Source organism: Massilia sp. Bi118, assembly GCF_918697865.1.
In the GTDB taxonomy this organism is placed as follows: domain Bacteria; phylum Pseudomonadota; class Gammaproteobacteria; order Burkholderiales; family Burkholderiaceae_D; genus Telluria.
This window is the reverse complement of sequence record NZ_CAKKMV010000008.1, coordinates 262,882-284,794: the sequence shown is the minus strand read 5'-3', so window position 1 is coordinate 284,794 and position 21,913 is coordinate 262,882. Positions and strand designations below refer to the sequence as shown.

Here is a 21,913-nt window from a genome sequence, read left to right as displayed (position 1 = left end):
TGGAACAATCGTAAGCCTGATTGCGAAGGGCTGTCGCCGTGTTGAGCCGAGTCAGGTCAGATAAATGTTCGGGGAGTAACGCTCCATGACGGTTTCCGGACATTTTGGCGGGGTGAATCCGAAGCGCGCGTAGAGGCTATGCGAATCGGTCGTGTTGAGCGTGAAGCGGCGCAAGCCCTGCAGGCTCGGGTGCTCCATGACGACACGGATCAGCTGCTTGGCATAGCCACGCCCGCGGTACTCGGGAATGACGAAAACGTCGCACAGGTTGGCGAAGGTCGAATAGTCCGTGACCACGCGTGCGAAAGCAACCTGGCGGCCGTCGAGGTAACCGCCGAAGCACAGCGAATTTTCGATCGATCGCTCGACCACGGTACGCGAAATGCCCACGGCCCAGGTCGAGTTTTCGCTGAGGTAGCGATATATCATCGGCACGTCCAAGCGCGTGCGATCCGTACTTACCTGGAAATTTGAGTCGTTGGTAGTGTGCATCATGGGCGGCGTGGATCGGTAACTCTGGTAAAAAAACCAATTCTAGCGCCGTTCGCGGCGCCCGGGCCGATTCATCCAATCGTGCGCCGCTCCCTCGCCTCAATGACTGCGCAGGTAACGTTCGGGCAAAGGCAATCCTTGGTCTTCCGCACGCCACAGCACGTTCACGATCCACCAGCGCTTGCCGTCATGGTAGAGCTGGATGCTGTTGATGCCGCGCTGGAAAGGCTTGGCGTCGTTGGCGGCATGGCGCGATTCATAGGTGCTGAACACGTGCACGATCTGGCCGAAGGTCTCGGTGGTACGCGCCGCTTCCCTTTCGAAGAAGCCCATGGTGGCGAAGGCCTTGCTGTTGCGCGAGATATAGTCCTCGACGCTCATGCCGCGCAGCACGAAGTTATTGTCGGGACGGGCGCCCACCGCCATCAGCCGGCCTTCCGGCGCGAACAGCGAACGCATGCGGTCCCAGTCGCGCGGCTTGCCGGCGTCGCCGGAAATCACGTCGTACAGAGCGGCAACGATGCCGTCGACGCTCTGCACGTCGGCGGCGCGAGCCTGGTAATTCGATGCCGGTGCAGCAGGGGCCGCCGGGGCAGCAGCCGTCTGCGCCCGCGCGCTGTAAATGCCGCCGATGGCCACCACAATCGCCACTGCCGCGAGGGTGAAACGCTTCATGCCTGCCTCCTTGTAATTATTAGAACAGACATCATCCCGCATTTCCTCGCAGAAGTCATCGCCCCCGCTTTGGGGGAGCATAGTCAAGCTTAATGCGTGCACAGTTTATAATCAGGGATCCAAGGAACTCCCTCACTCCCTCCTCCATCATGACCGAACAATTCGCCAAAAAAGCGGAGGCCTGGTCGGCCCGCTTCTCCGAACCCGTCTCCGACCTCGTCAAGCGCTACACCGCCTCGGTGTTCTTCGACAAGCGCCTCGCCCTGTTCGACATCCAGGGCTCGCTGGCCCACGCCGAAATGCTGGCCGCGCAAGGCATCATCAGTCTTGAGGACCGCGCCGAGATCGAGCGCGGCATGGCCCAGATCCGCAGCGAAATCGAAGCCGGCCAGTTCGAGTGGCTGCTCGACCTGGAGGACGTGCACCTGAACATCGAAAAGCGCCTGACCGAACTGGTCGGCGACGCCGGCAAGCGCCTGCATACCGGGCGCTCCAGGAACGACCAGGTGGCGACCGATATCCGCCTGTACATGCGCGCCGCCATCGACGACATCCTCGCCCTGCTGAAGGGCCTGCGCGGCGCCCTGACCGACCTGGCCGAGCAGCACGCCGACACCATCATGCCGGGCTTCACCCACCTGCAGGTGGCGCAGCCGGTGACCTTCGGCCACCATTTGCTGGCCTATGTCGAGATGTTCGGCCGCGATGCCGAGCGCATGCAGGACACGCGCCGCCGCGTGAACCGCCTGCCGCTGGGTGCCGCCGCCCTGGCGGGCACCACCTTCCCGATCGACCGCCTGCGCGTGGCAAAGACCCTGGGCTTCGATGACGTCTGCCACAACTCGCTCGATGCTGTGTCTGATCGCGATTTCGCGATCGAGTTCACGGCGGCCGCATCGGTCTTGATGATGCACATCTCGCGCATGTCGGAAGAGCTGGTGACCTGGATGAGCCCGCGCATCGGCTTCATCGACATCGCCGACCGCTTCTGCACCGGCTCGTCGATCATGCCGCAGAAGAAGAACCCGGACGTGCCGGAACTGGCGCGCGGCAAGACCGGCCGCGTCTACGGCCACCTGATGGGCCTGCTGACCCTGATGAAAGGCCAGCCGCTGGCCTACAACAAGGACAACCAGGAAGACAAGGAGCCGCTGTTCGACACCGTCGACACCGTGCTGGACACCCTGCGCATCTTCACCGACATGGCCGCCGGCATCACCGTGAAGGCCGACAACATGCGCGCCGCCGCCCTGCAGGGCTACGCCACCGCCACCGACCTGGCCGACTATCTGGTCAAGAAGGGCCTGCCCTTCCGCGACGCCCACGAAGCCGTGGCGCATGCGGTGCGCGCCTGCGACGTGGCCGGCTGCGACCTGTCGGAAATGGCGCTGGAGCGCCTCAAGGAGTTCTCGCCGCTGATCGAGCAGGACGTGTTTGCCGTGCTGACGCTGGAAGGTTCGGTGGCGGCGCGCGATCACGTGGGCGGCACCGCGCCGAAGCAGGTGCGCAAGGCGATCGAACGCGTGCGCGGGCAGCTGAAGGGATAAGAAGGGATAGGCGCTACCGGCGCCGGACGAAGAAAAACGGCGCTCCAATCGAGCGCCGTTTCTTTTGCTGCGTTTGAACTACACGCTTATGCCTTGTTGCGGCGGCGCAGTCCGAACATGCCGAACAGGCCGAAGCCCAGCAGTGCGAAGGTGCCCGGCTCCGGGACCACGTTCCAGCCGATCGCGTCGTACATCTTCAGGTCCATCGCGCTGATGTACATGTGCTCGCCGTAGGCCGCGGTCGGGTCCAGGATGCCGATGCCCAGGTTGTCCTTCCAGTGGCTGGCCTGGCGGCCGTCACCGTAAGTGACACCGGTCGAGAAGGTCGCGAGGGTGGTATCGCAATTGTCGAACGAGAAGGACTTTTCGCGGCTGTCGGCCGAGAAGTCGATGTCCGCGCCGGCTGCCTTGCTGGCGGTCGAGCAGCGGAACAGGTCGGCCGGGGCGATATAGGTGAACTGCGAGTCCAGGAACTGCGGACCGCGGTTGCCGTCCAGGGTATCGACGCCGCTGACGAAACCGAGCGCATGGCCGATTTCGTGGGTTGCCACGCCGATGAAGTCGAAGGCATTGCTGTCGACGCCGTCGTCCGGGTTGAAGTCCCAATTGAAGGTGCTGCTGAACGAGACCGAGCCGTCGACCGTCGAGTCATGCGCGGCGGTCAGGCCGAGTGCGCGCGCATTCGCCCAGGTCATGCGGATGGTCTGGTTGTTGGCGTCGCAGTCGTTATCCAGGAAGGGGGTGGCGCTGCCGGCGCCGTTCGGATTGCCGGCGGTACCGTTCATGTACACGTTCAGGCATTTGTTGTTCGACAGGTGCGAGATGGCAGCCTGGTCGGTGGCGCCCCATGCGTCCGCCTTCAGGGCCTCGCGGTACTCTTCATAGCTGAGCGTGCCGCGGGTCGAACCGGTCGAGCCGAGGACGCCCGGAGAGAGGACCGAAAAACCGATGTTCAGATTGACGGTGACGTCGTCGTGCAGCACTGCGCTCCAGCGGTTGGCCGCTGCCTGGAAGCCAGCCAGCGCACGGGCGTCCATGTCTGCGGCGTGATTGAAATTGATGGTCAGCGCTTGAGCGGAACCGCCAAAAGCGAGGGCCAGCACGGGTGCAATCTTGAAGATGTTTTTCAGGTTTTTCATGTCTCGTAGGCTCTTAGGCTTGAGTTGTTGTATGTGATCGGTTCGTGTAGAACCGACAATGTTCAATAAGCAAATTTCAGGCCAGAAACTCTAAGTTATTGTTTCAAATAGGAAAATTATTTACGCGAGAAAATTCATCCTGCATTGTGTAAAGTTGTTCGACACGGCAACGCGCCGGCCAGGCGAACGCCCCGGGTGCCGGACCCTACGTAGAATCGTCCGCAGGAATTAATTTGCGGAGGTTTCGACATGCACCGCTACAAGAACCGCAGCGGCGAGTCGGGCGTGGTCGCCTACGACATCGACGCCGGCCAGATCGTCGTCCAGTTCAGGAACGGCGAGCGCTATCTCTACACCGAGGACAGCGCCGGCGCCGCCAACGTCGCGAAGATGCAGGAACTGGCCAGGGCCGGCAGCGGCCTGTCCAGCTTCATCAGCCAGCATGTGCACGACCGCTACGCGCGCAAGGTAAACTCCGGCAGGCTGTATTAACCATCTCAATAAAGAAAGCACCTGGTGACCCGGATTCCCCTGCCCGACCGCTCCTTCTCCGCCTTCCTGTTCGACATGGACGGCACCATCCTCACCTCGATCAAGGCCGCCGAGCGGGTCTGGGGCCAGTGGGCCCGGGGCCACGGCCTGGACGTCGAGGCCTTCCTGCCCACCATCCACGGCAAGCGCACCGAAGAGACCATCCGCGCTTTGGAACTGCCGGGCGTGGATCCGGTGCGCGAAGCCGCCTTCATCACACGCGCCGAGATCGATGACGTGGCCGGCATCGAAGCCATCGCCGGCGCCAGCGCCTTCCTGGCGAGCCTGCCGCGCGGACGCTGGGCCATCGTCACCTCGGCCCCGCGCCTGCTGGCCGAGGCGCGCATCGCCGCCGCCGGCCTGCCATTGCCGGAGGTGCTGGTAGCCGCCGAAGACGTCGAACGCGGCAAGCCTGCGCCCGATCCCTTCCTGCTGGGCGCGCGCAAGCTGGGCGTGGCGCCCGCCGATTGCCTGGTGTTCGAAGATACGCTGGCCGGCCTGCAATCCGCGGCATCCGCGGGCATGGCGAGCATCGTCGTGACCGTGACGCACGCGCATCCACTGGAGACGAATGTCACCGCGATGCTCGACTACGAAGCGCTGCGTGTTGTGCGCACGGCTACCGGACTGCGGGTGGTTTCGGCGCAGTAAGCGGGACGGGGCCCGCACCGGCTCCCGCCTCGAAGCGCCAAATAAGCATCACTAATTATGCAACTTATAGGTGACTTTTTGAGTCACTAAGGTTACATTAGAATTTCTGTGACTTATTAAGGAGCAAACAATGGCCGAGGAACTGAATTCGATCGAGACTGCCGTACGGATGTCGCACCGTCACCTGATGGCGGCTCTGGGACTGGACGCCGTCCGCAAGGACGAACTGCGCCAGGCCGGCCAGTCGCGCGCCTGGCGCAACGGCTTCTTTGCGGTGCTGGGCCTGCAGCCGGTGCTGGCACTCGCCCTGGACGGCAGCGCCAACGCCGCAGCGCTGATGGCCGCCGGCAGCGTCACCATCGGCGCCACCGCCATGCTGGCCAGCCTGCTCTGGTACGACCGCTGATCGCTGAAACGATGACTGCCACGATGACCGAGCACCTGATCACCACGATGAAAGTCCAGCGCGCCCGCCTCGACCTGACCCAGGCCGAGCTGGCCGAGCGCGCCGGCATCACCCGCAAGTCGGTGAATGCGATCGAGGCCGGCCACATGGTCCCCTCCACCATCCTCGCGCTGAAGCTGGCGAAGGTGCTGGGGGTCACGGTGGAAGAGCTGTTCGCTATCGAGGTTCGCCCGGACTGAGGCCGCCATGGCCACTGAGTCCGTCCTGCTCGCCGTGGTCGGCAATGTAGACGCGCGGCGCCAGGGTCTCGGCTTCGATCGGCAGGCTGCCCGCCGGCCGGTTCTTGTCGCGCTTCGGATAGGGCGTGCCGTCGCGGTGGGTGTAGCTGTCGGTGCTGCCGTCGTACATCAGGTCGATGTCCGGATAGGTGGCCTTGTCTTCCTGGAAGCGCGAACCGACCGCCAGGAACAGGGCCGTGCCCCAGCCGCGGTTGACCAGGTGGTGGCCGTTCGGGCGGCCGGCCGGGAAGGCGGCGCAATCGCCGGCGCGCATCAGGGTCTCGCCCTCGTCGGTGATCAGGGTCAGTTCGCCGGACACGACCATCACGAACTCGTCCTCGTGGGTGTGCCAGTGGCGCTGCGAGGATGCGGCGCCGGGCTGGAGTTCCGTCAGGTTGACGCCAAACTGGGTGAGACCGCCGGCGTCTCCCAGCGCCTGGCGGCTGCGCCCGTTGACGGCCTCGGCAAAGGGGTCGGGATAACCGGTGCCGGTCAGCACGGGAATACTGCTCAGGTCTAGCCTCGACATGGACATTCCTCATTGTTGGTTTGGACAAGTGACAGTGTATAGTAGCCAAAAAGCCGAAAGCACCACGCATGTCCACGCAAGCAAACAGCCAGCAGTCCGCCATCCTGCAGTCTCCCCACAAGGTCAAACTCATCGCCGCCGTCGCCGGCGCCGGCAAAACCACGACACTTGCGATGGAAGCGCGCCAGGCGCGCGACGACGGCCTGTCCGAGCGCGGCATCCTGGCCCTCTGCTTCTCGCGCGGCGCGCGCCTGCGCTTCCATGAAAAGCTGAAGGAGGAAGTGGGCGAGGACAGCACCGTGTTCGTGATGACGGTCGAGGATTTCGCGCGCCAGCTGATCGAGGACCTGGCCGAAAAAGGCCGCATCACCAGGCCGGTCGCCCACGCCGACGTCGAAGGCATCCGCGGCGAACTGGTCGCGGCCGCCGCGCGCGTCTGGCAGCGCTACCAGGAACAGGGCGTGCGCAGCGACTTCAATTTCGGCCTCGACGAAAACAACCAGCACCTCGACGACATCGCGCGCCGCCTGGCCCAGCTGAAGGCCGCCCTGGCCACGGCCGAATTTGCGCCGAAGGACAACGAGAACTTCGCCGACGAGAACGACGACGAGGCCGCCTACGACGAGAGCGGCGACGGCGAGCTGGCCGGCCAGGCCGACCCGGTCGCGGACATCATCCGCGAATATGAAACGGCGCGCCATCCCTACCCCGACGACTTCCGCTGGCAGGGCCCGAACGACGCCGTGGCCGATCTGGTCTACCTGCTGCAGCGCCAGCCCGCGCTGGCCCAGGAACTGCGCCGCTGGTCGCTCTACCTGGTCGACGAATGGCATGACGTGAACGCGGCCGAATTCGAGCTCCTGCTGCGCCTGCGCCGTGGCGCGCGCCTGGTGGTGGCCGGCGACAAGGACCAGACCATCAACCGCGACCGCGGCGCCGATCCGGTCTATTCCGGCCAGCGCTTCGAAGACGCCTACCGCACGGACGGCAAGCGCTTCCCGCTGGGGATGTCCTACCGCTTCGGCGCGGACGCCGCCGTGCTGGCGGATACGCTGACCGGCAACGGCTGCGAAGGCCGCCCGGACCGCGACACCCTCGTGCGCCGCGTGGCCTACGATCCCGCGCAGCCGGGCGCCTGCGCGCAGCTGGTGGCCGACACCATTCGCGAAGCCCTGCAAAAGCGCCGCCCAGGATCGGGCAACCGCGCCAGCAACCGCGACTTCGCCGTGGTGCTGCGCGACGTCGACCAGAGCATCGAGATCGAGACCGCGCTGATGGAAGCGAAGATCCCGTACAAGTGCGACGGCTTCGAGACCTTCCTGCTGCTGCCGGAGATCCTGCTTCTGCGCGGGATCCTGCACTACGTCAGCAACGATTATTCGGCCCTGAAAGGCCATCCGGAGACCTGCGTGCAGATGGTGCTGGCGCTGTCCCGCTATTTTTATCTCACGCGCGATCCCAAGCACTGGAACCTCGACTGGGCCGAGCGCCGCTCGGTGCTGGGCTATGCGCAGGACGAGGTCAAGCGCACGCCGGAAGTCCTGAAGAGCTTCTTCGACGGCGCCCTGCTGCGCGAGACGGAATTCGACAGCGCCCAGGCGCGGCAGTCCAAGAACCTGATCCGTCCCGTGATTGCCGAGATGGCGTCGTTGGCGGCAACGGCGAGCGCCCACGAGCTGCTGCTCATGCTGCGCGAGCGGGTCGACCTGCACGATGCCACCAGCCGCGCTTTCGTCAGCCGCGACCGGGTGGCTTCGGCGCGGCGGTCCATCGATGCCTTCCTGCGCTTCGCGTCGACGCACGGCCAAGTGCCGGCGGCGGAATTCCTGTCCCGGCTCACGCAAATGGAAAACGACGTTGCGCTGGTGCGCAAGTCGAAAAGCGCGAACAGCATCGGCACCCGGCGCAGCCTGGTGCGCGTGACCACCATCCAGGCGGCCAAGGGACGCGAGTGGCCCTACGTGCTGGTGCCCTTCCTGGAGCAGGACGAGTTCATCCGCGGCAGGGATGCGGGCAACGAGGTGCGGCACCTGTATGTGGGATTGACGCGGGTGATGAAGGAGCTCGTCTTGTTCGAGCCGGATGAGGGGTCGGCGGGGAAGCGGCTGGCTTATCTTCGTTAACGCGTGAACGTAAGCGCTAGCGTGTAAACGTCGTCCCCGCACAGGCGGGGACCCAAGTTCTGCTTGCGTTACGGTAGCGCCAGCAAACTTGGGTTCCCGCCTGCGCGGGAACGACGATGGTGGTTAGCCCCGCTTCTGCACCAGGGTCAAAATGTCATAACTAGCCACCAGCTCATCGTTCTGGTTGGTCACCTGCACATCCCAGGCCACCACACCCTGCCCGCGTCCCTGCTCGTCGGTACGATTCCGGTCCACCTTGCGCTTGCAGGTCAGGCGCGCGCGGATGGTGTCGCCGATTGCCACCGGCGCCACGAAGCGCAGGTTGTCCAGGCCGTAGTTGGCCAGCACCGGGCCCGGCGCCGGCGAGACGAACAGGCCCGCCGCCGCCGACAGCACGAAGTAGCCGTGGGCGATGCGCTTGCCGAACTGGGTGTCCTTGGCCGCGATCTCGTCGAAGTGCATGTAGAAGTAGTCGCCCGAGACGCCGCCGAAGTTGACGATGTCCGCCTCGCTCACGGTGCGGCGGTGGGTCAGCAGCGAGTGGCCGATTTCGAGGTCTTCGAACCAGCGGCGGAACGGGTGGATATCCGATTCCTTGACCTCGGCGCCGCGCACATATTCTCCGGTCACCGCCGCCAGCATGGTCGGCGAGCCCTGCACCGCGGCGCGCTGCAGGAAGTGCTTGACGGCGCGGATGCCGCCCAGCTCTTCGCCGCCGCCGGCGCGGCCCGGGCCGCCGTGCTTCAGCTGCGGCAGCGGCGAACCGTGGCCGGTCGAATCGACGGCTGAGACGCGGTCGAGGATGTGCACGCGGCCGTGCGAGGCTGCCGCCACCGGCACCGCGTGCGCGGCGATCGCCGGGTCTTTCGTCACCAGGGTCGTCACCAGGCTGCCCTTGCCGCGCGCGGCGAGAATCAGGGCTTCGTCGATGTCGCGGTAGGTCATCATGGTGCTGACCGGACCGAAGGCTTCGACGTCGTGCACGGCGTCGTTGCTCATCCCATTGCGGCACAGGATCAGGGTCGGCGAGAAGAAGGCGCCGTTGCCGCAGCCTTCGCCCACCGGATTGAAGCCGTCGCGCGCACTGAACAGGACCTCGTTGCCGCGTGCGAGCATCTCGACGCGCTCCGATACGTCGCGGTGCTGGTCCATCGAGGCCAGCGCGCCCATGCGCACGCCCTCGACCTTCGGATTGCCGACCACGACCTTGGCCAGGCGCGCGCGCAAGCGCTCGCCCAGCGCATCGACGTGCTGTTCCGGCACGATGATGCGGCGGATCGCCGTGCACTTCTGGCCGGCCTTGCCCGTCATCTCGCGCGCGACTTCCTTCACGAAAAGGTCGAATTCCTCGTCGTCCGGGCCCACGTCCGGCGCCAGGATGGCGCAATTGAGCGAGTCGGCTTCCGCCGTGAAGGGCACGGCTTCGCGGATCAGGTTCGGGTTCGCGCGCAGCCTGGCGGCGGTGTCGGCCGAGCCGGTGAAGGTGACGGCGTCGAAGCCCGTCATGCGGTCCAGCAGGTCGCCTGTGGAGCCGATCACCAGCTGCAGCGAGCCTTCCGGCACCAGGCCCGACTCCATCATCATCTTCACGGTGGCGTGGGTCAGGTAGCTGGTGGCGGTGGCCGGCTTGACGATGCAGGGCATGGCGGCCAGGAAGCTGGGCGCGAATTTTTCCAGCATGCCCCAGATCGGGAAGTTGAAGGCATTGATGTGCACCGCCACGCCGCCGCGCGGCACCAGGATGTGGGTGCCGGCAAAGCCGCCGCGCTTGCCCAGCGCCATGGCCGGACCTTCGTGCAGCACGTTCGACGAAGGCAGCTCGCGCCCGCCCATGCTGGCATACGCGAACAGGGTGCCGATGCCGCCTTCGACGTCGACCCAGCTGTCCGGGCGGGTGGCGCCGGTCAGGTGCGAGATCTCGTACAGCTCTTCCTTGCGCTCCATGAGATACAGGGCCAGGGCTTTCAGGCGCTGGGCGCGCTTCTGGAAGTCCATCTGCATCAGCGCGGGGACGCCCTGCTTGCGGGCGTAGGTCAGGGCTTCGTCGAAGTCGATTTTTTCGGCGTGCGTATGGTAGATCAGCTGGTTGTCCAGCGCGCTGTGCAGGGGCTGGTGGGCGGATTCGCCTTGCCAGCGGCCGGCGATGAAGCTTTGCAGGGTTGTTGGGGTCATTTGGATTGTCTCCTTCGGTCAGTTTGGTCTAACGTCAGTTTTTCGAATTCGGATGATTACCTTGGGTCCCCGCCTTCGCGGGGACGACGTATTTGCGCCGTCGTTCCCGCGCAGGCGGGAACCCAAGTTGCACGTATGTCACGCGGCTATTTTTTAGGACGATGGGGTTCGTCGAACACCATCCGTCCACGCCCAGCCTCCACCTCGGTCAGCGCCTCCACCTCACGCAGCGACTTCATCGACCGCAGCGCCAGATCGTGATACTGCCGCGTCCCGTAACTCTTCCACGCGATCTCGTCATCGCTTACAGGGCGGATCACCTTGGCCGGCGCTCCCAGCACCAGGCTGCGCGGCGGGATCGCCATCCCGGCTTTCACGAAGGCGGCGGCGCCGACGATGGATTCCGCGCCGACAACCGCCTTGTCCATTACCACCGCATTCATGCCGACCATGGCATTGCGCCCGACCCGGCAGCCGTGCAGCACGGCGCCGTGGCCGATGTGGCCGTCGACTTCGACCACGGTGTCATCTTCCGGAAAACCGTGCATCACGCAGGTGTCCTGGATATTCGCGCCCTCTTCCAGGATCAGGCGGCCGAAGTCGCCGCGCAGCGAGGCGAGCGGGCCGACGTAGCAGCGCGGACCGACGATGACGTCGCCGATCAGCACCGCGGTCGGGTGCACGTAGGCGGTCGGGTGCACCACCGGGCGGATGCCGTCGATTTCGTAGATGGGCATCTCAGACCCGCTCGACGATGAGGGCGATCCCTTGCCCAACGCCGATGCACATGGTGCACAGCGCATAGCGTCCGCCGGTGCGGTGCAGCTGGTTGACGGCTGCCGTCACCAGGCGCGCGCCCGAGGCGCCCAGCGGATGGCCCAGCGCGATCGCGCCGCCGTTCGGGTTCACGCGCGGGTCGTCGTCGCGCAGGCCGAGGTCGCGCAGCACCGCCAGGCCTTGCGAGGCGAAGGCTTCGTTCAGCTCGATCACGTCCATCTGCTCGATGGTCAGGCCGGTCATTTGGAGCAGCTTTTTCGTGGCCGGCGCCGGGCCGAAGCCCATGATGCGCGGCTCCAGGCCGACCGTGGTCATGCCGACCACGCGGGCGCGCGGGGTCAGCTTGTACTGGTCGACGGCGGCGGAAGACGCCAGCAGCAGCGCGCAGGCGCCGTCGTTCACGCCCGAGGCGTTACCGGCGGTGACCGAACCGTCCGGCGTGACCACGCCCTTCAGCCTGGCCAGGCCTTCCAGGCTCACGTCCGGACGCGGATGCTCGTCGGTGTCGAAGACGCGCGACTCGCCTTTCTTTCCGTGCAGCGTGACCGGGACGATTTCTTCTTTGAAGACACCCGCTGCATGCGAAGCGGCCCAGCGCTGCTGGCTGCGCAGCGCAAACGCATCCTGGTCCGCACGCGAGACATTGAAATCCTTCGCCACGTTCTCGGCCGTCTCCGGCATCGAGTCGATCCCATACTCCGCCTTCATCTTCGGGTTCACGAAGCGCCAGCCGATGGTGGTGTCCTCAATTTTCGCGCTGCGCGAGAAGGCGCTGTCCGCCTTGGCCATCACGAAGGGCGCGCGGGTCATGCTCTCGACGCCGCCGGCGATGATGAGATGAGCCTCGCCGGTTTTGATCGCGCGCGCGGCCAGTCCGACCGCGTCCAGGCTGGAGCCGCACAGGCGGTTGATGGTGCTGCCCGGGACACTGGGCGGCAGGCCGGCCAGCAGGGCCGCCATGCGCGCCACGTTGCGGTTGTCCTCGCCGGCCTGGTTGGCGCAGCCGTAGTAGACGTCGTCGACCTTGGCCCAGTCCACGCTGGGGTTACGGGCCATCAGCGCCGCGATCGGCAGCGCGCCCAGGTCGTCCGCGCGCACATTGGCGAGCGAGCCGCCGAAGCGGCCGAAGGGGGTGCGGATGGCGTCGACGATGAATGCGTCAGTCATGAAATGATCTCCTCAGTTTTGTTTGTTGCGCTGGTCGACCACGCGCCGGGCCTTGCCCGTCATCGAACGCTCGATGCCCTGGCTGGGCAGCAGGTTCACGCTGGTGGTCACGCCGATATAGGTCTTGATGCGATGCTTCAGCTCCTGCGACAGGGTCTGCACCTGATCTGCCGTGAACTCGCCTTCGCGCAGTTCGCAGCGCACTTCCAGCTTGTCCAGATGGCCGTCCTTGCTGACCACCAGCTGGTAGTGCGGGGCCAGGGCCGGCATCTGCAGCACTTGCTCCTCGACCTGGCTGGGGAAGACGTTCACGCCGCGGATGATCAGCATGTCGTCCGAGCGACCGGTAATGCGGCCCATGCGGCGCATCGAGCGCGAGGTCGGCGGCAAAAGCCTGGTGAGGTCGCGCGTGCGGTAGCGGATGATGGGCAGCGCCTCTTTCGACAGCGAGGTGAAGACCAGCTCGCCCTCTTCGCCGTCGGGCAGCACTTCGCCGGTATCCGGGTCGATGATTTCGGGGTAAAAATGGTCTTCCCAGATCACCGGGCCATCCTTGCTCTCGATGCACTCGCTGGCCACGCCCGGGCCCATCACTTCGGACAGGCCGTAGATGTCGACCGCGTCGATGCCGGCGCCCTCTTCGATCTCGCGGCGCATGGCGTCGGTCCAGGGCTCGGCGCCGAAGATGCCGACCTTCAGCGAGGACGTCGCCGGATCGATCCCCTGGCGCTTGAATTCCTCGACGATGTTCAGCATGTACGAAGGCGTCACCATGATGATCGAGGGCTGGAAATCCTGGATCAGCTGGACCTGCTTCTCGGTCTGCCCGCCGGACATCGGCACCACGGTGCAGCCCAGGCGCTCGGCGCCGTAGTGCGCGCCCAGGCCGCCGGTGAACAGGCCGTAGCCGTAGGCGATGTGGACCATGTCGCCGGGGCGTCCGCCCGCCGCGCGGATCGAGCGCGCCACCAGGTCGGCCCAGGTGTCGATGTCGCGCCTGGTGTAGCCGACCACGGTCGGCTTGCCGGTGGTGCCGCTCGAGGCGTGCACGCGCACCACCTGCTCCCTCGGCACCGCGAACAGCCCGAAGGGATAGTTGTCGCGCAAGGTCTTCTTGGTGGTGAAGGGGAACTTCGCCAGGTCGGCCAGCGATGTCAGGTCGTCCGGGTGCACGCCCGCCTCGTCGAAGCTGCGGCGGTAATGGGCCACGTTCTCGTAGGCGTGCCGCAGCGTCTGTTTCAGGCGCGCCAGCTGCAGGGCCTGCAGCTCGTCGCGGCTGGCGCGCTCGATGGGTTCGAGATCGCCGGGTTGAGGAATGCGTTGCACCATGCTCCTGCTCCTTGATTACTTGGTATTGCTGACTTCCGCCACCATGCCGTTCACACGGTGGGACTTGCCGCGGAAGAGCGCGAGCTTGCGCCCTTCCTGGTTGGTGACGACGATGTCGTAGACGCCGGTCTTGCCGGACAGCGCCTGCTCGACCGCTTCCGCGGTCAGGAGGTCGCCCTCGCGGCCCGGCGCCAGGTAATCGATGCTGCAGCCCGCGCCGACGGTGTTGAAGTTGTGCGAATTGCAGGCGAAGGCGAAGGCGCTGTCGGCCAGCATGAAGATATAGCCGCCGTGGCAGGTGCCGTGGCCGTTCAGCATGTCCTCGCGCACGCGCATGCGCATAAGCGCGTAGCCGGGGCGGATTGCATCGAGCGTCATGCCCTGCTTCTGGCTGGCCGGATCGCGTTCGTACATGGTCTTGCCGGCCAATTCGGCCAGCTGTTGCGCATCAAATTGCATGGAAGCGTGCTCCTGCCGCATTCGCGGCCAGCTTGCGCCGCAGCAGCGGCGACATGCGGTAGCGGTCCTCGCCATAGGCCTGGCCCAGGTTGTGCAGCACCGCGGCGATGTGGCGCAGGCCGACCTGGTCCGCCCAGGCCAGCGGGCCGCGCGGGTAGTTCACACCCTTCTGCATCGCGATGTCGACGGCGCGCGCATTGCAGACGCCCTGGTTGACGGCGTCCGCCGCCTCGTTGGCCAGCATGGCGACGGTGCGCATCACGGCCATGCCGGGCACGTCGTCCAGGCGCGTGACCGTGAAGCCGGCCGCCTGGAACAGGCCGACTGCGCCCTGCCAGGCTTCTTCGCTGCACTGGTCCGCGCGCGCCAGCGCGATGCGCGGCGACTTGGCCGGGTCCAGCATCAGGTCGAACAGCACCGTGTTCGGGTGGTTGTCGTCCGCCGCGCGCTGGGTCGCGCTGCGGCCGTCGGTCAGGTAGATGGCGGCGCCGTGGACGTGGAAGGCCGGTTCTTCCTTGGTATCGCTGCCGTCGAACAGGGAGGGGTGGCTCGGCGTGACGCCGTGTTCCGCCAGGCGCTCGGTGACGACCGCCAGCAGCGGATCGAATGCCGGGTCAGCCACGTCGCGCTTGCGCGTGATGCGCACGGTGGACGGGCGCTCCGCCAGCGGCTCGGCCTGGGCAGCAGGCGCCGTCACGCCTTCGCCGTAGCGATAGAAACCGCGGCCCGATTTGCGGCCCAGGAAGCCGGCATTCACCAGCTCCTGCTGGACGACCGACGGCGTGAAGCGCGGGTCGTTGAAATAGGCTTTGAAGACCGACTGCGTGACCGAGAAATTGACGTCGTGGCCGATCAGGTCCATCAGCTCGAAAGGCCCCATGCGAAAAGCCCCGCAGTCGCGCATCACGGCGTCTAGGGTCGCCGCGTCAGCCGCCTGTTCCTGCAGCAGGCGCAGGCCTTCCGCGTAATAGGGACGCGCGACACGGTTGACGATGAAGCCCGGCGTCGACTTCGCATGCACCGGATTCTTGCCCCAGGCTTCGGCGGTGGCGTAGACGGTGTCGGCAACGCCCTGATCGGTGGCGACGCCGCTGATCACTTCGACCAGCGCCATCAGCGGCACCGGGTTAAAGAAGTGCATGCCGACCAGGCGCTCCGGCCGCTGCAATTGGGCGGCGATGGCCGTGACGGAAATCGAGGAGGTGTTGGTGGCCAGGATGCAGTCCGGGCCGACGATGCCTTCCAGTTCCGCGAACAGCGCGCGCTTGACGTCCAGGTCTTCGACGATGGCTTCGACCACCAGCGCGGCATCCTTCAGTTCCGCCGTCGATGCAGCCGGGCGCAGGCGCTCGCGCGCGAGGTCCGCTTCCGCCGCGCCCATGCGGCCCTTTTCGACCAGCTTGTCGTAGGCCTTGCCGATACCGGCGATCGCCTTCGTCACCGCTTCGGGGCGGGTGTCGTAGACCAGCACCTGGTGCCCGGCGCTGGCCGCCACCTGGGCGATGCCGGCACCCATGGCGCCGCTGCCGACCACGGCGATGACGCTGCCCTTGTCCAATGCGTGTGCCATCGTCTTACTCTCCCTTGAAGTGCGGCTGGCGCTTTTCGATGAAGGCGGCCACGCCCTCGCGGTAGTCGTGGCTGTAGCCCAGCTCGCGCATCATGCCGGCTTCCAGCTGCAGCTGTTCTTCCAGGGTATTGGTCCAGCTGGCCAGCATCGCCTTCTTGGTGAAGGCCAGGCCCTTGGTCGGCGCGGCGGCAAAGTGCTCGGCCATCGCCATCGCCTCGTCCATCAGGGCTTCGTCCGGCACGCAGCGCCAGATCAGGCCCCACTGCTCGGCCTTCTCGGCCGGCAGCTTGTCGCCCAGCAGGGCCAGGCCCATCGCGCGCGCCGGCCCGACCAGGCGCGGCAGCGCCCAGGTGCCGCCGGTATCCGGGATCAGGCCCAGCTTGCAGAAGGCTTCGATGAAGCTGGCGGATTTCGCGGCCAGCACGATGTCGCAGGCCAGCGCCAGGTTGGCGCCGGCGCCGGCGGCCACGCCGTTCACCGCGCAGATCACCGGCATCGGCAGGCTGCGCAGGGTCGTGACCAGCGGCGCATAGAATTTTTCGACCGATTCACCCAGGTCCACGCCTTTTCCGCCCGGCTCGACGGCGCGGTCGTTCAGGTCCTGGCCGGCGCAAAAGCCGCGGCCGGCGCCGGTCAGGACCAGCACGCGGGCGGTTTTATCGGCCTGCAGCTTGTCCAGGGCATCGCGGACTTCGCCGTGCATGGCCTGGGTGAAGCTGTTCAGGCGGTCGGGGCGATTGAGGGTGAGGACGGCGATGCCGTGGGCGAGGGTGAATTTGATGGATTCGTAGGTCATTGGGTGTCTCCTTTCTTATTACGTCGTTCCCGCGAAGGCGGGAACCCAAGTTATACGCGGTTCGCTAGCAAACTTGGGTCCCCGCCTTCGCGGGGACGACGAGGTGGGGGTACTTATTCATGCACGTCGAAATCAACCACAATCCTGTCCGTCACCGGAAAACTCTGGCAGCTCAGCACGAACCCGCGCGCCACTTCGTAGTCTTCCAGCGCGTAGTTCACGTCCATCTCCACCTGCCCTTCCAGCACCTTGCAGCGGCAGGTCGAGCACACGCCGCCCTTGCAGGAGTAACGCATGTCGATGCCGGCGCGCAGGCCGGCGTCCAGCAGGGATTCCTTGTCCTTGTCCATCGTGAAGCTGGCGTGGACGCCATCCATCACCACGGTCACTTCGGTCTGGTGGCGCGCTTCCGCCGTCACGGGGCGCGGCTTGCGCTCGCTCTTGCCGGTGCTGGCCGCGAACAGCTCGATGCGGATGCGCTCCTTCGGCATGCCCGCTTCCTGCAGCGCATTCGAGACACCATGCATCATGTCTTCCGGACCGCAGATGAAGGCGTAGTCGACGTTCTCCACGCGCAGCCAGTGCTGGAACAGCTGGCGGCACTTGTCTTCGGTGATGCGGCCGTGGAACAGCTCGATGTCCTGCGGCTCGCGGCTCATGATGTAGACCAGGTTCAGGCGCTCCAGGTACTGGTCCTTCAGGTCGGTCAACTCGTCGCGGAAGATCACGCTTGATGAGGCGCGGTTCCCGTACAGGAGCGTAAAACGGCTGTTCGGCTCGGCCAGCAGCGTGGTCTTGATGATCGAGAGGATGGGCGTGATGCCGCTGCCGGCCGCGAAGGCCAGGTAGTGGCGGCTGCTCTCCGGTGCCAGCGGCAGGTTGAAACGGCCTTCCGGCGGCATCACGTCGATGGTGACGCCGGGACGGAGGCTTTCGTTGGCCCAGGTCGAGAACAGGCCGCCGTTGACGCGCTTGATGGCCACGCGCAGGCGATTGTCCTGCACCGCCGAGCAGATCGAATAGGAGCGGCGCACGTCCTCGCCGTCGATCATCGCGCGCAGGGTCAGGTGCTGGCCCTGCTGGTACTGGAAGGCGTCCTGCAGGTTGGCGGGCACGTCGAAGGTGACGGCGATCGCGTCGCGGGTTTCATGCTTCACCTGGGCGACAGTCAGGGGATGGAATTTGCTCATCGTCTTAATGACACTTGAAGTAGTCGAAAGGCTCGCGGCAGTCGAGGCACTGGTACAGGGCCTTGCATGGCGTCGAGCCGAACTGGCTGGTGAGGCGGGTGTGGTGCGAACCGCAGTGCGGGCAGGCGACGTCGGGCTGCTGGATCGCATGGCGTTTCACGCCGTGTTTCAGGCCGCTGATGTCGATCACCTGCTGCACCGGCGGGGCGATGCCGTAGCCTTTCAGCGCGGCCTTGCCGGCTTCGCTCATCCAGTCGGTGGTCCAGGCCGGCGACAGGCGCGTTTCGATGCGCAGCTTGTCGACGCCGCGCGCATGCAGGGCCGCTTCCACGTCCTCGGCGATCACCTGCATCGCCGGACAGCCGGAATAGGTCGGGGTGATGGTGACCACGCACTCGTCATCGATGAACTCGACGTCGCGCACGATGCCCAGGTCGACCACCGAGATCACCGGGATCTCGGGATCGGGCACCTCGCCCAGCCAGGCCCAGACTTGTGCGGTATCAGTCACCATCGCCTCGGCCATTACCACTCGACGCCGGGATAGGCGCGCTGCAGGAACTGCATCTCGGCGAGGATGTAGCCGAGGCGCTCGCTGTGCCGGCCCTGCTTGCCGCCGCGCTGCATGTAGGCGTCGGGCGAAGGCATGTTCAGGGTGGCTTCCTCGAACACCTCGGCCACGTGCTGCAGGAAGGCGGCGCGCAGGATCTCCGCGGCCGGGGCCACGCCCTGCTCCACCATGGCCAGGTCGAACTCGTCGTAGATGAAGGCTTCGCCGGTATAGGTCCACAGCTCGTCGACGGCGGCCTGCATCTTCGCGTGGCTGATGCCGGTGCCGTCGCCCAGGCGCACCACCAGGTCGCCGCTGCGGCGCAGGTGGTAGGTCACTTCCTTGATCGACTTTTCCGCGATCTCGGTGATGCGCTGGTCGGTCGACTTCAGCAGCTCGCGCATCAGGAAGAAGTGCCAGGTATCGAAGAAGAACTGGCGCACCATGACCATCGCGTAGTCGCCGTTCGGCTGCTCGGTCAACAGCACGTTGCGGAATTCGCGGTTGTCGCGCAGGTAGGCCAGGCGGTCTTCGTCGCGCCCCACGCCTTCGAGTTCGCCGGCATAGGTCAGCCACATGCGGGTCTGGCCCAGCAGGTCGAGCGCGACGTTGGTGAGCGCCATGTCCTCTTCCAGCGCCGGGCCCTTGCCGCACAACTGCGAAAGCTGCTGCGACAGGATCAGGGCGTTGTCGCCCTGGCGCAGGAGGTATTCGAACTTTGCCTTGTCCATGGAGTTGTCCACTGCGGACCTCACAGGTTTTTCACTTCTTCCGGCATCGGGAAGAAGGTCGGGTGGCGGTAGACCTTGCTGTTCGAAGGTTCGAACAGCGCGTCCTTGTCGCTCGGGCTGGAGGCGACGATGTCGGCCGCCTTCACGACCCAGATCGAGACGCCTTCGTTACGGCGTGTGTAGACGTCACGTGCGTTGTTGATCGCCATCTCGGCATCCGGTGCGTGCAGGCTGCCGACGTGCTTGTGGGCGAGTCCGTGCTGGCTGCGGATGAAGACTTCCCATAGGGGCCATTCTTTGCTCATTTATGTGTCTCCTTCAAATCCCGTCACCCCCGCGAAGGCGGGGGTCCAAGTTTGTTTGCAGGCTGCTCGCCGAACTTGGATTCCCGCCTTCGCGGGAATGACGATGTTGGTGTTCTTACGCCGCGTCTTTCTTCCCGGCCTGCTTGTCCGCATACGCCACCAGCGCATCGCGGAACCACTCGCCGTCTTCCCAGGCCTGGACGCGGGTGCGCAGGCGCTCCTTGTTGCAGGGGCCGTTGCCCTTCAGGACGTTCTGGAATTCGGTCCAGTCGATTTCGCCGAAGTCGTAGTGGCCAGTCTCCTCGTTCCACTTCAGGTCCGGATCGGGGACGGTGAGGCCGAGGAATTCGGCCTGCGGCACGGTCTGGTCGACCATGCGCTGGCGCAGCTCGTCGTTCGAGAACAGCTTGATCCGCCACTGGCTCGACTGCGCACTGTTGACCGACTCCGCATCGGAGGGGCCGAACATCATCAGCGAGGGCCACCACCAGCGGTTCAGCGCATCCTGGGCCATCGCCTTCTGCTCGGGCGAGCCCTGGGCCAGCTTCATCATGATGTCGTAGCCCTGGCGCGCGTGGAAGGACTCTTCCTTGCAGACGCGGATCATGGCGCGCGCATACGGGCCGTAGGAGCAGCGGCAGAGCGGGATCTGGTTGATGATCGCCGAGCCGTCGACCAGCCAGCCGATGGCGCCGATGTCGGCCCAGGTCAGGGTCGGGTAATTGAAGATGCTCGAGTACTTGGCTTTGCCGGAATGCAGGGCATCCAGCAGCTCGTCACGCGAGACGCCTAAGGTCTCGGCCGCGCTGTACAGGTACAGGCCGTGCCCGGCCTCGTCCTGAATTTTCGCTAACAGGATCGATTTGCGCTTCAGCGTCGGCGCGCGCGTGACCCAGTTCCCTTCCGGCAGCTGGCCGACGATCTCGGAGTGGGCGTGCTGGGAAATCTGACGGACCAGGGTCTTGCGGTAAGCCTCGGGCATCCAGTCCTTCGGCTCGATCTTGACGCCGGCGTCGATGCGGGCCTGGAAGGCTTGCTCTTCCGCGCTCATGTCGTCGCGGGTCTGCACCTTCTTGAGGCCGGTTTCTACCAGTTGGGCGTACATGGAAGTCTCCGTTTGTGTTCTGACTGAATCCATAATACGATACAAAAAACACGATGTACACCAAAATTTTGAATCATATCGAGAAGCAACAAGCCGCTTCTATGCCTATTCGTATGCATCGTGATTGCGGTAAAGTAATCATATGAAAATGCTCACCAGCAACGAGTGGATAAGCCGCTTCCTTACTACCGATCCGCCGCGCTCGAAGTCGCTGGTGATGACGATCTTCGGCGACGCCATCGCCCCACACGGCGCGCGCCTGTGGCTGGGCAGCCTGATCGAGCTGGTGGCGCCGATGGGGGCGACCGACCGCCTGGTGCGCACCAGCGTGTTCCGCCTGGTGCAGGAAGGCTGGCTGGTCGCCAGCCGTGAAGGCCGGCGCAGCAGTTATGCGCTGCTGCCGGAAGCGCGTCCGCGTTTCGAACGCGCCAACCGCCGCATCTACGCGCCCCCCGGACTGGACTGGGACGGCCGCTGGACCGTCGTCATGGCGCCCAACGGCAGCATCGCTGCGCCCCTGCGCGCGGCCGTGCGCAAGGAGCTCGAGTGGGAGGGCTATGCGATGCTGGCGCCGGGCCTGCTGGCCCATCCGGCGGCCGATGCCCCCACCCTGGCCGACATCCTCGAGCGCGTCAAAGGGACGGGAAAAATCTTCGTCTGCAGCGCGGCCGAGTTGCCGAATTCCGGTTCGCGTCCGCTGGGCGAGCTGGTGCGCGAGGGCTGGGATTTATCGGGCGTGGTGGCCGACTACCGCCGTTTCATCGCCGAATTCACGCCGCTGCTGGCGACCCTGGTCGAGGAGTCTGAACTCACGAACCAGGACGCCTTCGTGGTGCGCAGCCTGCTGATCCACGCCTACCGCCGCGTCCAGCTGCACGACCCGATGCTGCCGCTGGAGCTGCTGCCCCAGCCCTGGCCGGGCTCGGAAGCGTATGCGCTGGCGCAGGCGATCTACCGCCTGACCTGGGAAAAGGCCGAGCAGCACCTGATGGCCGTGCTGGGACGCGAGGATGCGGACGCGCCGGCGGCGGATGCCGGCTTCTACGACAGGTTCGGCGGATTGCGCTGAGGCCTGGCCATCGACAGGCGGATGTTGTCGATGCCCAGTTCCAGGTCCAGCCCCGGCCAGTACAGGCAGGTATCGCCGAAGCATTCGACCCGGCACAGCTGCGCCACGGTGGCGTGCTCGAACCAGGGGAACATGGCGAACGGCAGATACAGCTCTTCACGACGGCAACGCAGCCAGAAGCCTTGCCCGTCGATGCTGGTGATCTCGGCGCGCGCCACGCGGATTTCGTTTTTCATTGTTTGTATTCCTCCCAAACGAGCACCTTAGCAAAAGCCAGGCGTCCGTCATTTGAGCGGCAGCAGATGAGCGGATTTGCACGTCG

Annotated in this window: 24 protein-coding genes; 7 read left to right on the top strand and 17 right to left on the bottom strand. The window is 65.5% G+C overall.

Annotated elements, in window-relative coordinates:
- Positions 1-51 precede the first annotated feature (51 nt).
- Together LQV39_RS14375 and LQV39_RS14370 are read right to left on the bottom strand one after the other, a co-directional pair.
- Positions 52-429, bottom strand: coding sequence for a GNAT family N-acetyltransferase (locus tag LQV39_RS14375; protein WP_230026800.1), 378 nt, complete (start codon positions 427-429; stop codon positions 52-54).
- Between the two features lie 162 nt (positions 430-591).
- On the bottom strand, positions 592-1,167 hold the full coding sequence (locus LQV39_RS14370; RefSeq protein ID WP_230026799.1) for a hypothetical protein: 576 nt from the start codon (positions 1,165-1,167) through the stop codon (positions 592-594).
- 149 nt (positions 1,168-1,316) lie between these two features.
- Here LQV39_RS14370 and argH point away from each other — a divergent pair, with 149 nt between their 5' ends.
- Entirely contained in the window at positions 1,317-2,714 is a 1,398-nt protein-coding gene (gene argH, locus LQV39_RS14365) for an argininosuccinate lyase (protein WP_230026798.1), read from the top strand.
- Between the two features lie 86 nt (positions 2,715-2,800).
- Here argH and LQV39_RS14360 read toward each other — a convergent pair whose 3' ends face one another.
- The gene (locus LQV39_RS14360; RefSeq protein WP_230026797.1) at positions 2,801-3,853 is read right to left on the bottom strand and encodes an NF038122 family metalloprotease; all 1,053 of its coding nucleotides are present in this window, start codon (positions 3,851-3,853) and stop codon (positions 2,801-2,803) included.
- 249 nt (positions 3,854-4,102) lie between these two features.
- Here LQV39_RS14360 and LQV39_RS14355 point away from each other — a divergent pair, with 249 nt between their 5' ends.
- The 4 genes from LQV39_RS14355 (at position 4,103) to LQV39_RS14340 (ending at position 5,680) form a co-directional block, all read left to right on the top strand.
- Positions 4,103-4,345: a hypothetical protein gene (locus tag LQV39_RS14355; RefSeq protein WP_230026796.1), complete on the top strand. Its 243-nt coding sequence runs from the start codon at positions 4,103-4,105 to the stop codon at positions 4,343-4,345.
- A 24-nt stretch (positions 4,346-4,369) separates the two neighbouring features.
- Positions 4,370-5,035, top strand: a complete 666-nt coding sequence (locus tag LQV39_RS14350) for an HAD-IA family hydrolase (RefSeq protein WP_230026795.1) — start codon at positions 4,370-4,372, stop codon at positions 5,033-5,035.
- A 130-nt stretch (positions 5,036-5,165) separates the two neighbouring features.
- Positions 5,166-5,441, top strand: coding sequence for a hypothetical protein (locus tag LQV39_RS14345; protein ID WP_230026794.1), 276 nt, complete (start codon positions 5,166-5,168; stop codon positions 5,439-5,441).
- Positions 5,442-5,452: 11 nt separating this feature from the next.
- A complete protein-coding gene (locus tag LQV39_RS14340) occupies positions 5,453-5,680 on the top strand; it encodes a helix-turn-helix transcriptional regulator (protein WP_230026793.1) in 228 nt (75 codons plus the stop codon).
- Here the strand turns inward: LQV39_RS14340 and LQV39_RS14335 are convergent.
- A complete protein-coding gene (locus LQV39_RS14335) occupies positions 5,658-6,248 on the bottom strand; it encodes a cupin domain-containing protein (RefSeq protein ID WP_307727852.1) in 591 nt (196 codons plus the stop codon). The two genes, LQV39_RS14340 and LQV39_RS14335, sit on opposite strands and share 23 nt — an antisense overlap.
- 68 nt (positions 6,249-6,316) lie before the next feature.
- On the opposite strand from LQV39_RS14335, the gene LQV39_RS14330 reads away from it, so the two are divergent.
- Complete coding sequence (locus LQV39_RS14330; protein WP_230026792.1) at positions 6,317-8,371, top strand: UvrD-helicase domain-containing protein; 2,055 nt, start codon at positions 6,317-6,319, stop codon at positions 8,369-8,371.
- Between the two features lie 123 nt (positions 8,372-8,494).
- Here LQV39_RS14330 and paaZ read toward each other — a convergent pair whose 3' ends face one another.
- The 12 genes from paaZ to paaA form a co-directional block, all read right to left on the bottom strand.
- The gene (gene paaZ, locus LQV39_RS14325) at positions 8,495-10,543 is read right to left on the bottom strand and encodes a phenylacetic acid degradation bifunctional protein PaaZ (RefSeq protein WP_230026791.1); all 2,049 of its coding nucleotides are present in this window, start codon (positions 10,541-10,543) and stop codon (positions 8,495-8,497) included.
- 146 nt (positions 10,544-10,689) lie between these two features.
- Positions 10,690-11,280 carry a phenylacetic acid degradation protein PaaY gene (gene paaY, locus LQV39_RS14320; RefSeq protein ID WP_230026790.1) on the bottom strand — a complete coding sequence of 197 codons (591 nt, stop codon included), beginning with the start codon at positions 11,278-11,280 and terminating at the stop codon, positions 10,690-10,692.
- 1 nt (position 11,281) lies between these two features.
- Entirely contained in the window at positions 11,282-12,487 is a 1,206-nt protein-coding gene (pcaF, locus tag LQV39_RS14315) for a 3-oxoadipyl-CoA thiolase (RefSeq protein ID WP_230026789.1), read from the bottom strand.
- Between the two features lie 12 nt (positions 12,488-12,499).
- Positions 12,500-13,816: a phenylacetate--CoA ligase PaaK gene (gene paaK, locus LQV39_RS14310; protein WP_230026788.1), complete on the bottom strand. Its 1,317-nt coding sequence runs from the start codon at positions 13,814-13,816 to the stop codon at positions 12,500-12,502.
- A 15-nt stretch (positions 13,817-13,831) separates the two neighbouring features.
- Positions 13,832-14,275 carry a hydroxyphenylacetyl-CoA thioesterase PaaI gene (gene paaI, locus LQV39_RS14305; RefSeq protein ID WP_230026787.1) on the bottom strand — a complete coding sequence of 148 codons (444 nt, stop codon included), beginning with the start codon at positions 14,273-14,275 and terminating at the stop codon, positions 13,832-13,834.
- Positions 14,265-15,845 (bottom strand): 3-hydroxyacyl-CoA dehydrogenase PaaH, encoded by a 1,581-nt coding sequence (gene paaH / locus LQV39_RS14300; RefSeq protein ID WP_230026786.1) that lies wholly within the window; start codon positions 15,843-15,845, stop codon positions 14,265-14,267. Before paaH ends, paaI begins: the two co-directional genes overlap by 11 nt.
- 4 nt (positions 15,846-15,849) lie before the next feature.
- Positions 15,850-16,641 carry a 2-(1,2-epoxy-1,2-dihydrophenyl)acetyl-CoA isomerase PaaG gene (gene paaG, locus LQV39_RS14295; protein ID WP_230026785.1) on the bottom strand — a complete coding sequence of 264 codons (792 nt, stop codon included), beginning with the start codon at positions 16,639-16,641 and terminating at the stop codon, positions 15,850-15,852.
- Between the two features lie 113 nt (positions 16,642-16,754).
- A complete protein-coding gene (gene paaE / locus LQV39_RS14290; protein WP_230026784.1) occupies positions 16,755-17,831 on the bottom strand; it encodes a 1,2-phenylacetyl-CoA epoxidase subunit PaaE in 1,077 nt (358 codons plus the stop codon).
- Positions 17,832-17,835: 4 nt separating this feature from the next.
- Positions 17,836-18,345, bottom strand: a complete 510-nt coding sequence (gene paaD, locus LQV39_RS14285) for a 1,2-phenylacetyl-CoA epoxidase subunit PaaD (RefSeq protein WP_230026783.1) — start codon at positions 18,343-18,345, stop codon at positions 17,836-17,838.
- Between the two features lie 11 nt (positions 18,346-18,356).
- The gene (gene paaC / locus LQV39_RS14280) at positions 18,357-19,112 is read right to left on the bottom strand and encodes a 1,2-phenylacetyl-CoA epoxidase subunit PaaC (protein ID WP_230026782.1); all 756 of its coding nucleotides are present in this window, start codon (positions 19,110-19,112) and stop codon (positions 18,357-18,359) included.
- Positions 19,113-19,132: 20 nt separating this feature from the next.
- Complete coding sequence (gene paaB / locus LQV39_RS14275; protein WP_047821541.1) at positions 19,133-19,417, bottom strand: 1,2-phenylacetyl-CoA epoxidase subunit PaaB; 285 nt, start codon at positions 19,415-19,417, stop codon at positions 19,133-19,135.
- Between the two features lie 115 nt (positions 19,418-19,532).
- Entirely contained in the window at positions 19,533-20,522 is a 990-nt protein-coding gene (gene paaA, locus LQV39_RS14270) for a 1,2-phenylacetyl-CoA epoxidase subunit PaaA (RefSeq protein ID WP_230026781.1), read from the bottom strand.
- 142 nt (positions 20,523-20,664) lie between these two features.
- Here paaA and paaX point away from each other — a divergent pair, with 142 nt between their 5' ends.
- Positions 20,665-21,591 (top strand): phenylacetic acid degradation operon negative regulatory protein PaaX, encoded by a 927-nt coding sequence (gene paaX, locus LQV39_RS14265; protein ID WP_230026780.1) that lies wholly within the window; start codon positions 20,665-20,667, stop codon positions 21,589-21,591.
- Here paaX and LQV39_RS14260 read toward each other — a convergent pair.
- A complete protein-coding gene (locus tag LQV39_RS14260) occupies positions 21,564-21,827 on the bottom strand; it encodes a DUF2442 domain-containing protein (protein WP_230026779.1) in 264 nt (87 codons plus the stop codon). The genes paaX and LQV39_RS14260 overlap by 28 nt on opposite strands.
- Positions 21,828-21,913: the final 86 nt, after the last annotated feature.

What these genes read in the sequence shown, in the direction of transcription:
- paaB (WP_047821541.1), bottom strand. Translation starts at nt 19,417, where the DNA reads ATGAGCAAAGAATGGCCCCTATGGGAAGTCTTCATCCGCAGCCAGCAC.
- LQV39_RS14335 (WP_307727852.1), bottom strand. Translation starts at nt 6,248, where the DNA reads ATGTCGAGGCTAGACCTGAGCAGTATTCCCGTGCTGACCGGCACCGGT.
- LQV39_RS14330 (WP_230026792.1), top strand. Translation starts at nt 6,317, where the DNA reads ATGTCCACGCAAGCAAACAGCCAGCAGTCCGCCATCCTGCAGTCTCCC.
- argH (WP_230026798.1), top strand. Translation starts at nt 1,317, where the DNA reads ATGACCGAACAATTCGCCAAAAAAGCGGAGGCCTGGTCGGCCCGCTTC.
- paaD (WP_230026783.1), bottom strand. Translation starts at nt 18,345, where the DNA reads ATGGTGACTGATACCGCACAAGTCTGGGCCTGGCTGGGCGAGGTGCCC.
- paaC (WP_230026782.1), bottom strand. Translation starts at nt 19,112, where the DNA reads ATGGACAAGGCAAAGTTCGAATACCTCCTGCGCCAGGGCGACAACGCC.
- LQV39_RS14340 (WP_230026793.1), top strand. Translation starts at nt 5,453, where the DNA reads ATGACTGCCACGATGACCGAGCACCTGATCACCACGATGAAAGTCCAG.
- paaX (WP_230026780.1), top strand. Translation starts at nt 20,665, where the DNA reads ATGAAAATGCTCACCAGCAACGAGTGGATAAGCCGCTTCCTTACTACC.
- paaY (WP_230026790.1), bottom strand. Translation starts at nt 11,280, where the DNA reads ATGCCCATCTACGAAATCGACGGCATCCGCCCGGTGGTGCACCCGACC.
- LQV39_RS14345 (WP_230026794.1), top strand. Translation starts at nt 5,166, where the DNA reads ATGGCCGAGGAACTGAATTCGATCGAGACTGCCGTACGGATGTCGCAC.
- paaH (WP_230026786.1), bottom strand. Translation starts at nt 15,845, where the DNA reads ATGGCACACGCATTGGACAAGGGCAGCGTCATCGCCGTGGTCGGCAGC.
- LQV39_RS14355 (WP_230026796.1), top strand. Translation starts at nt 4,103, where the DNA reads ATGCACCGCTACAAGAACCGCAGCGGCGAGTCGGGCGTGGTCGCCTAC.
- paaA (WP_230026781.1), bottom strand. Translation starts at nt 20,522, where the DNA reads ATGTACGCCCAACTGGTAGAAACCGGCCTCAAGAAGGTGCAGACCCGC.
- pcaF (WP_230026789.1), bottom strand. Translation starts at nt 12,487, where the DNA reads ATGACTGACGCATTCATCGTCGACGCCATCCGCACCCCCTTCGGCCGC.
- paaI (WP_230026787.1), bottom strand. Translation starts at nt 14,275, where the DNA reads ATGCAATTTGATGCGCAACAGCTGGCCGAATTGGCCGGCAAGACCATG.
- LQV39_RS14360 (WP_230026797.1), bottom strand. Translation starts at nt 3,853, where the DNA reads ATGAAAAACCTGAAAAACATCTTCAAGATTGCACCCGTGCTGGCCCTC.
- LQV39_RS14370 (WP_230026799.1), bottom strand. Translation starts at nt 1,167, where the DNA reads ATGAAGCGTTTCACCCTCGCGGCAGTGGCGATTGTGGTGGCCATCGGC.
- paaE (WP_230026784.1), bottom strand. Translation starts at nt 17,831, where the DNA reads ATGAGCAAATTCCATCCCCTGACTGTCGCCCAGGTGAAGCATGAAACC.
- LQV39_RS14375 (WP_230026800.1), bottom strand. Translation starts at nt 429, where the DNA reads ATGATATATCGCTACCTCAGCGAAAACTCGACCTGGGCCGTGGGCATT.
- paaZ (WP_230026791.1), bottom strand. Translation starts at nt 10,543, where the DNA reads ATGACCCCAACAACCCTGCAAAGCTTCATCGCCGGCCGCTGGCAAGGC.
- paaG (WP_230026785.1), bottom strand. Translation starts at nt 16,641, where the DNA reads ATGACCTACGAATCCATCAAATTCACCCTCGCCCACGGCATCGCCGTC.
- paaK (WP_230026788.1), bottom strand. Translation starts at nt 13,816, where the DNA reads ATGGTGCAACGCATTCCTCAACCCGGCGATCTCGAACCCATCGAGCGC.
- LQV39_RS14260 (WP_230026779.1), bottom strand. Translation starts at nt 21,827, where the DNA reads ATGAAAAACGAAATCCGCGTGGCGCGCGCCGAGATCACCAGCATCGAC.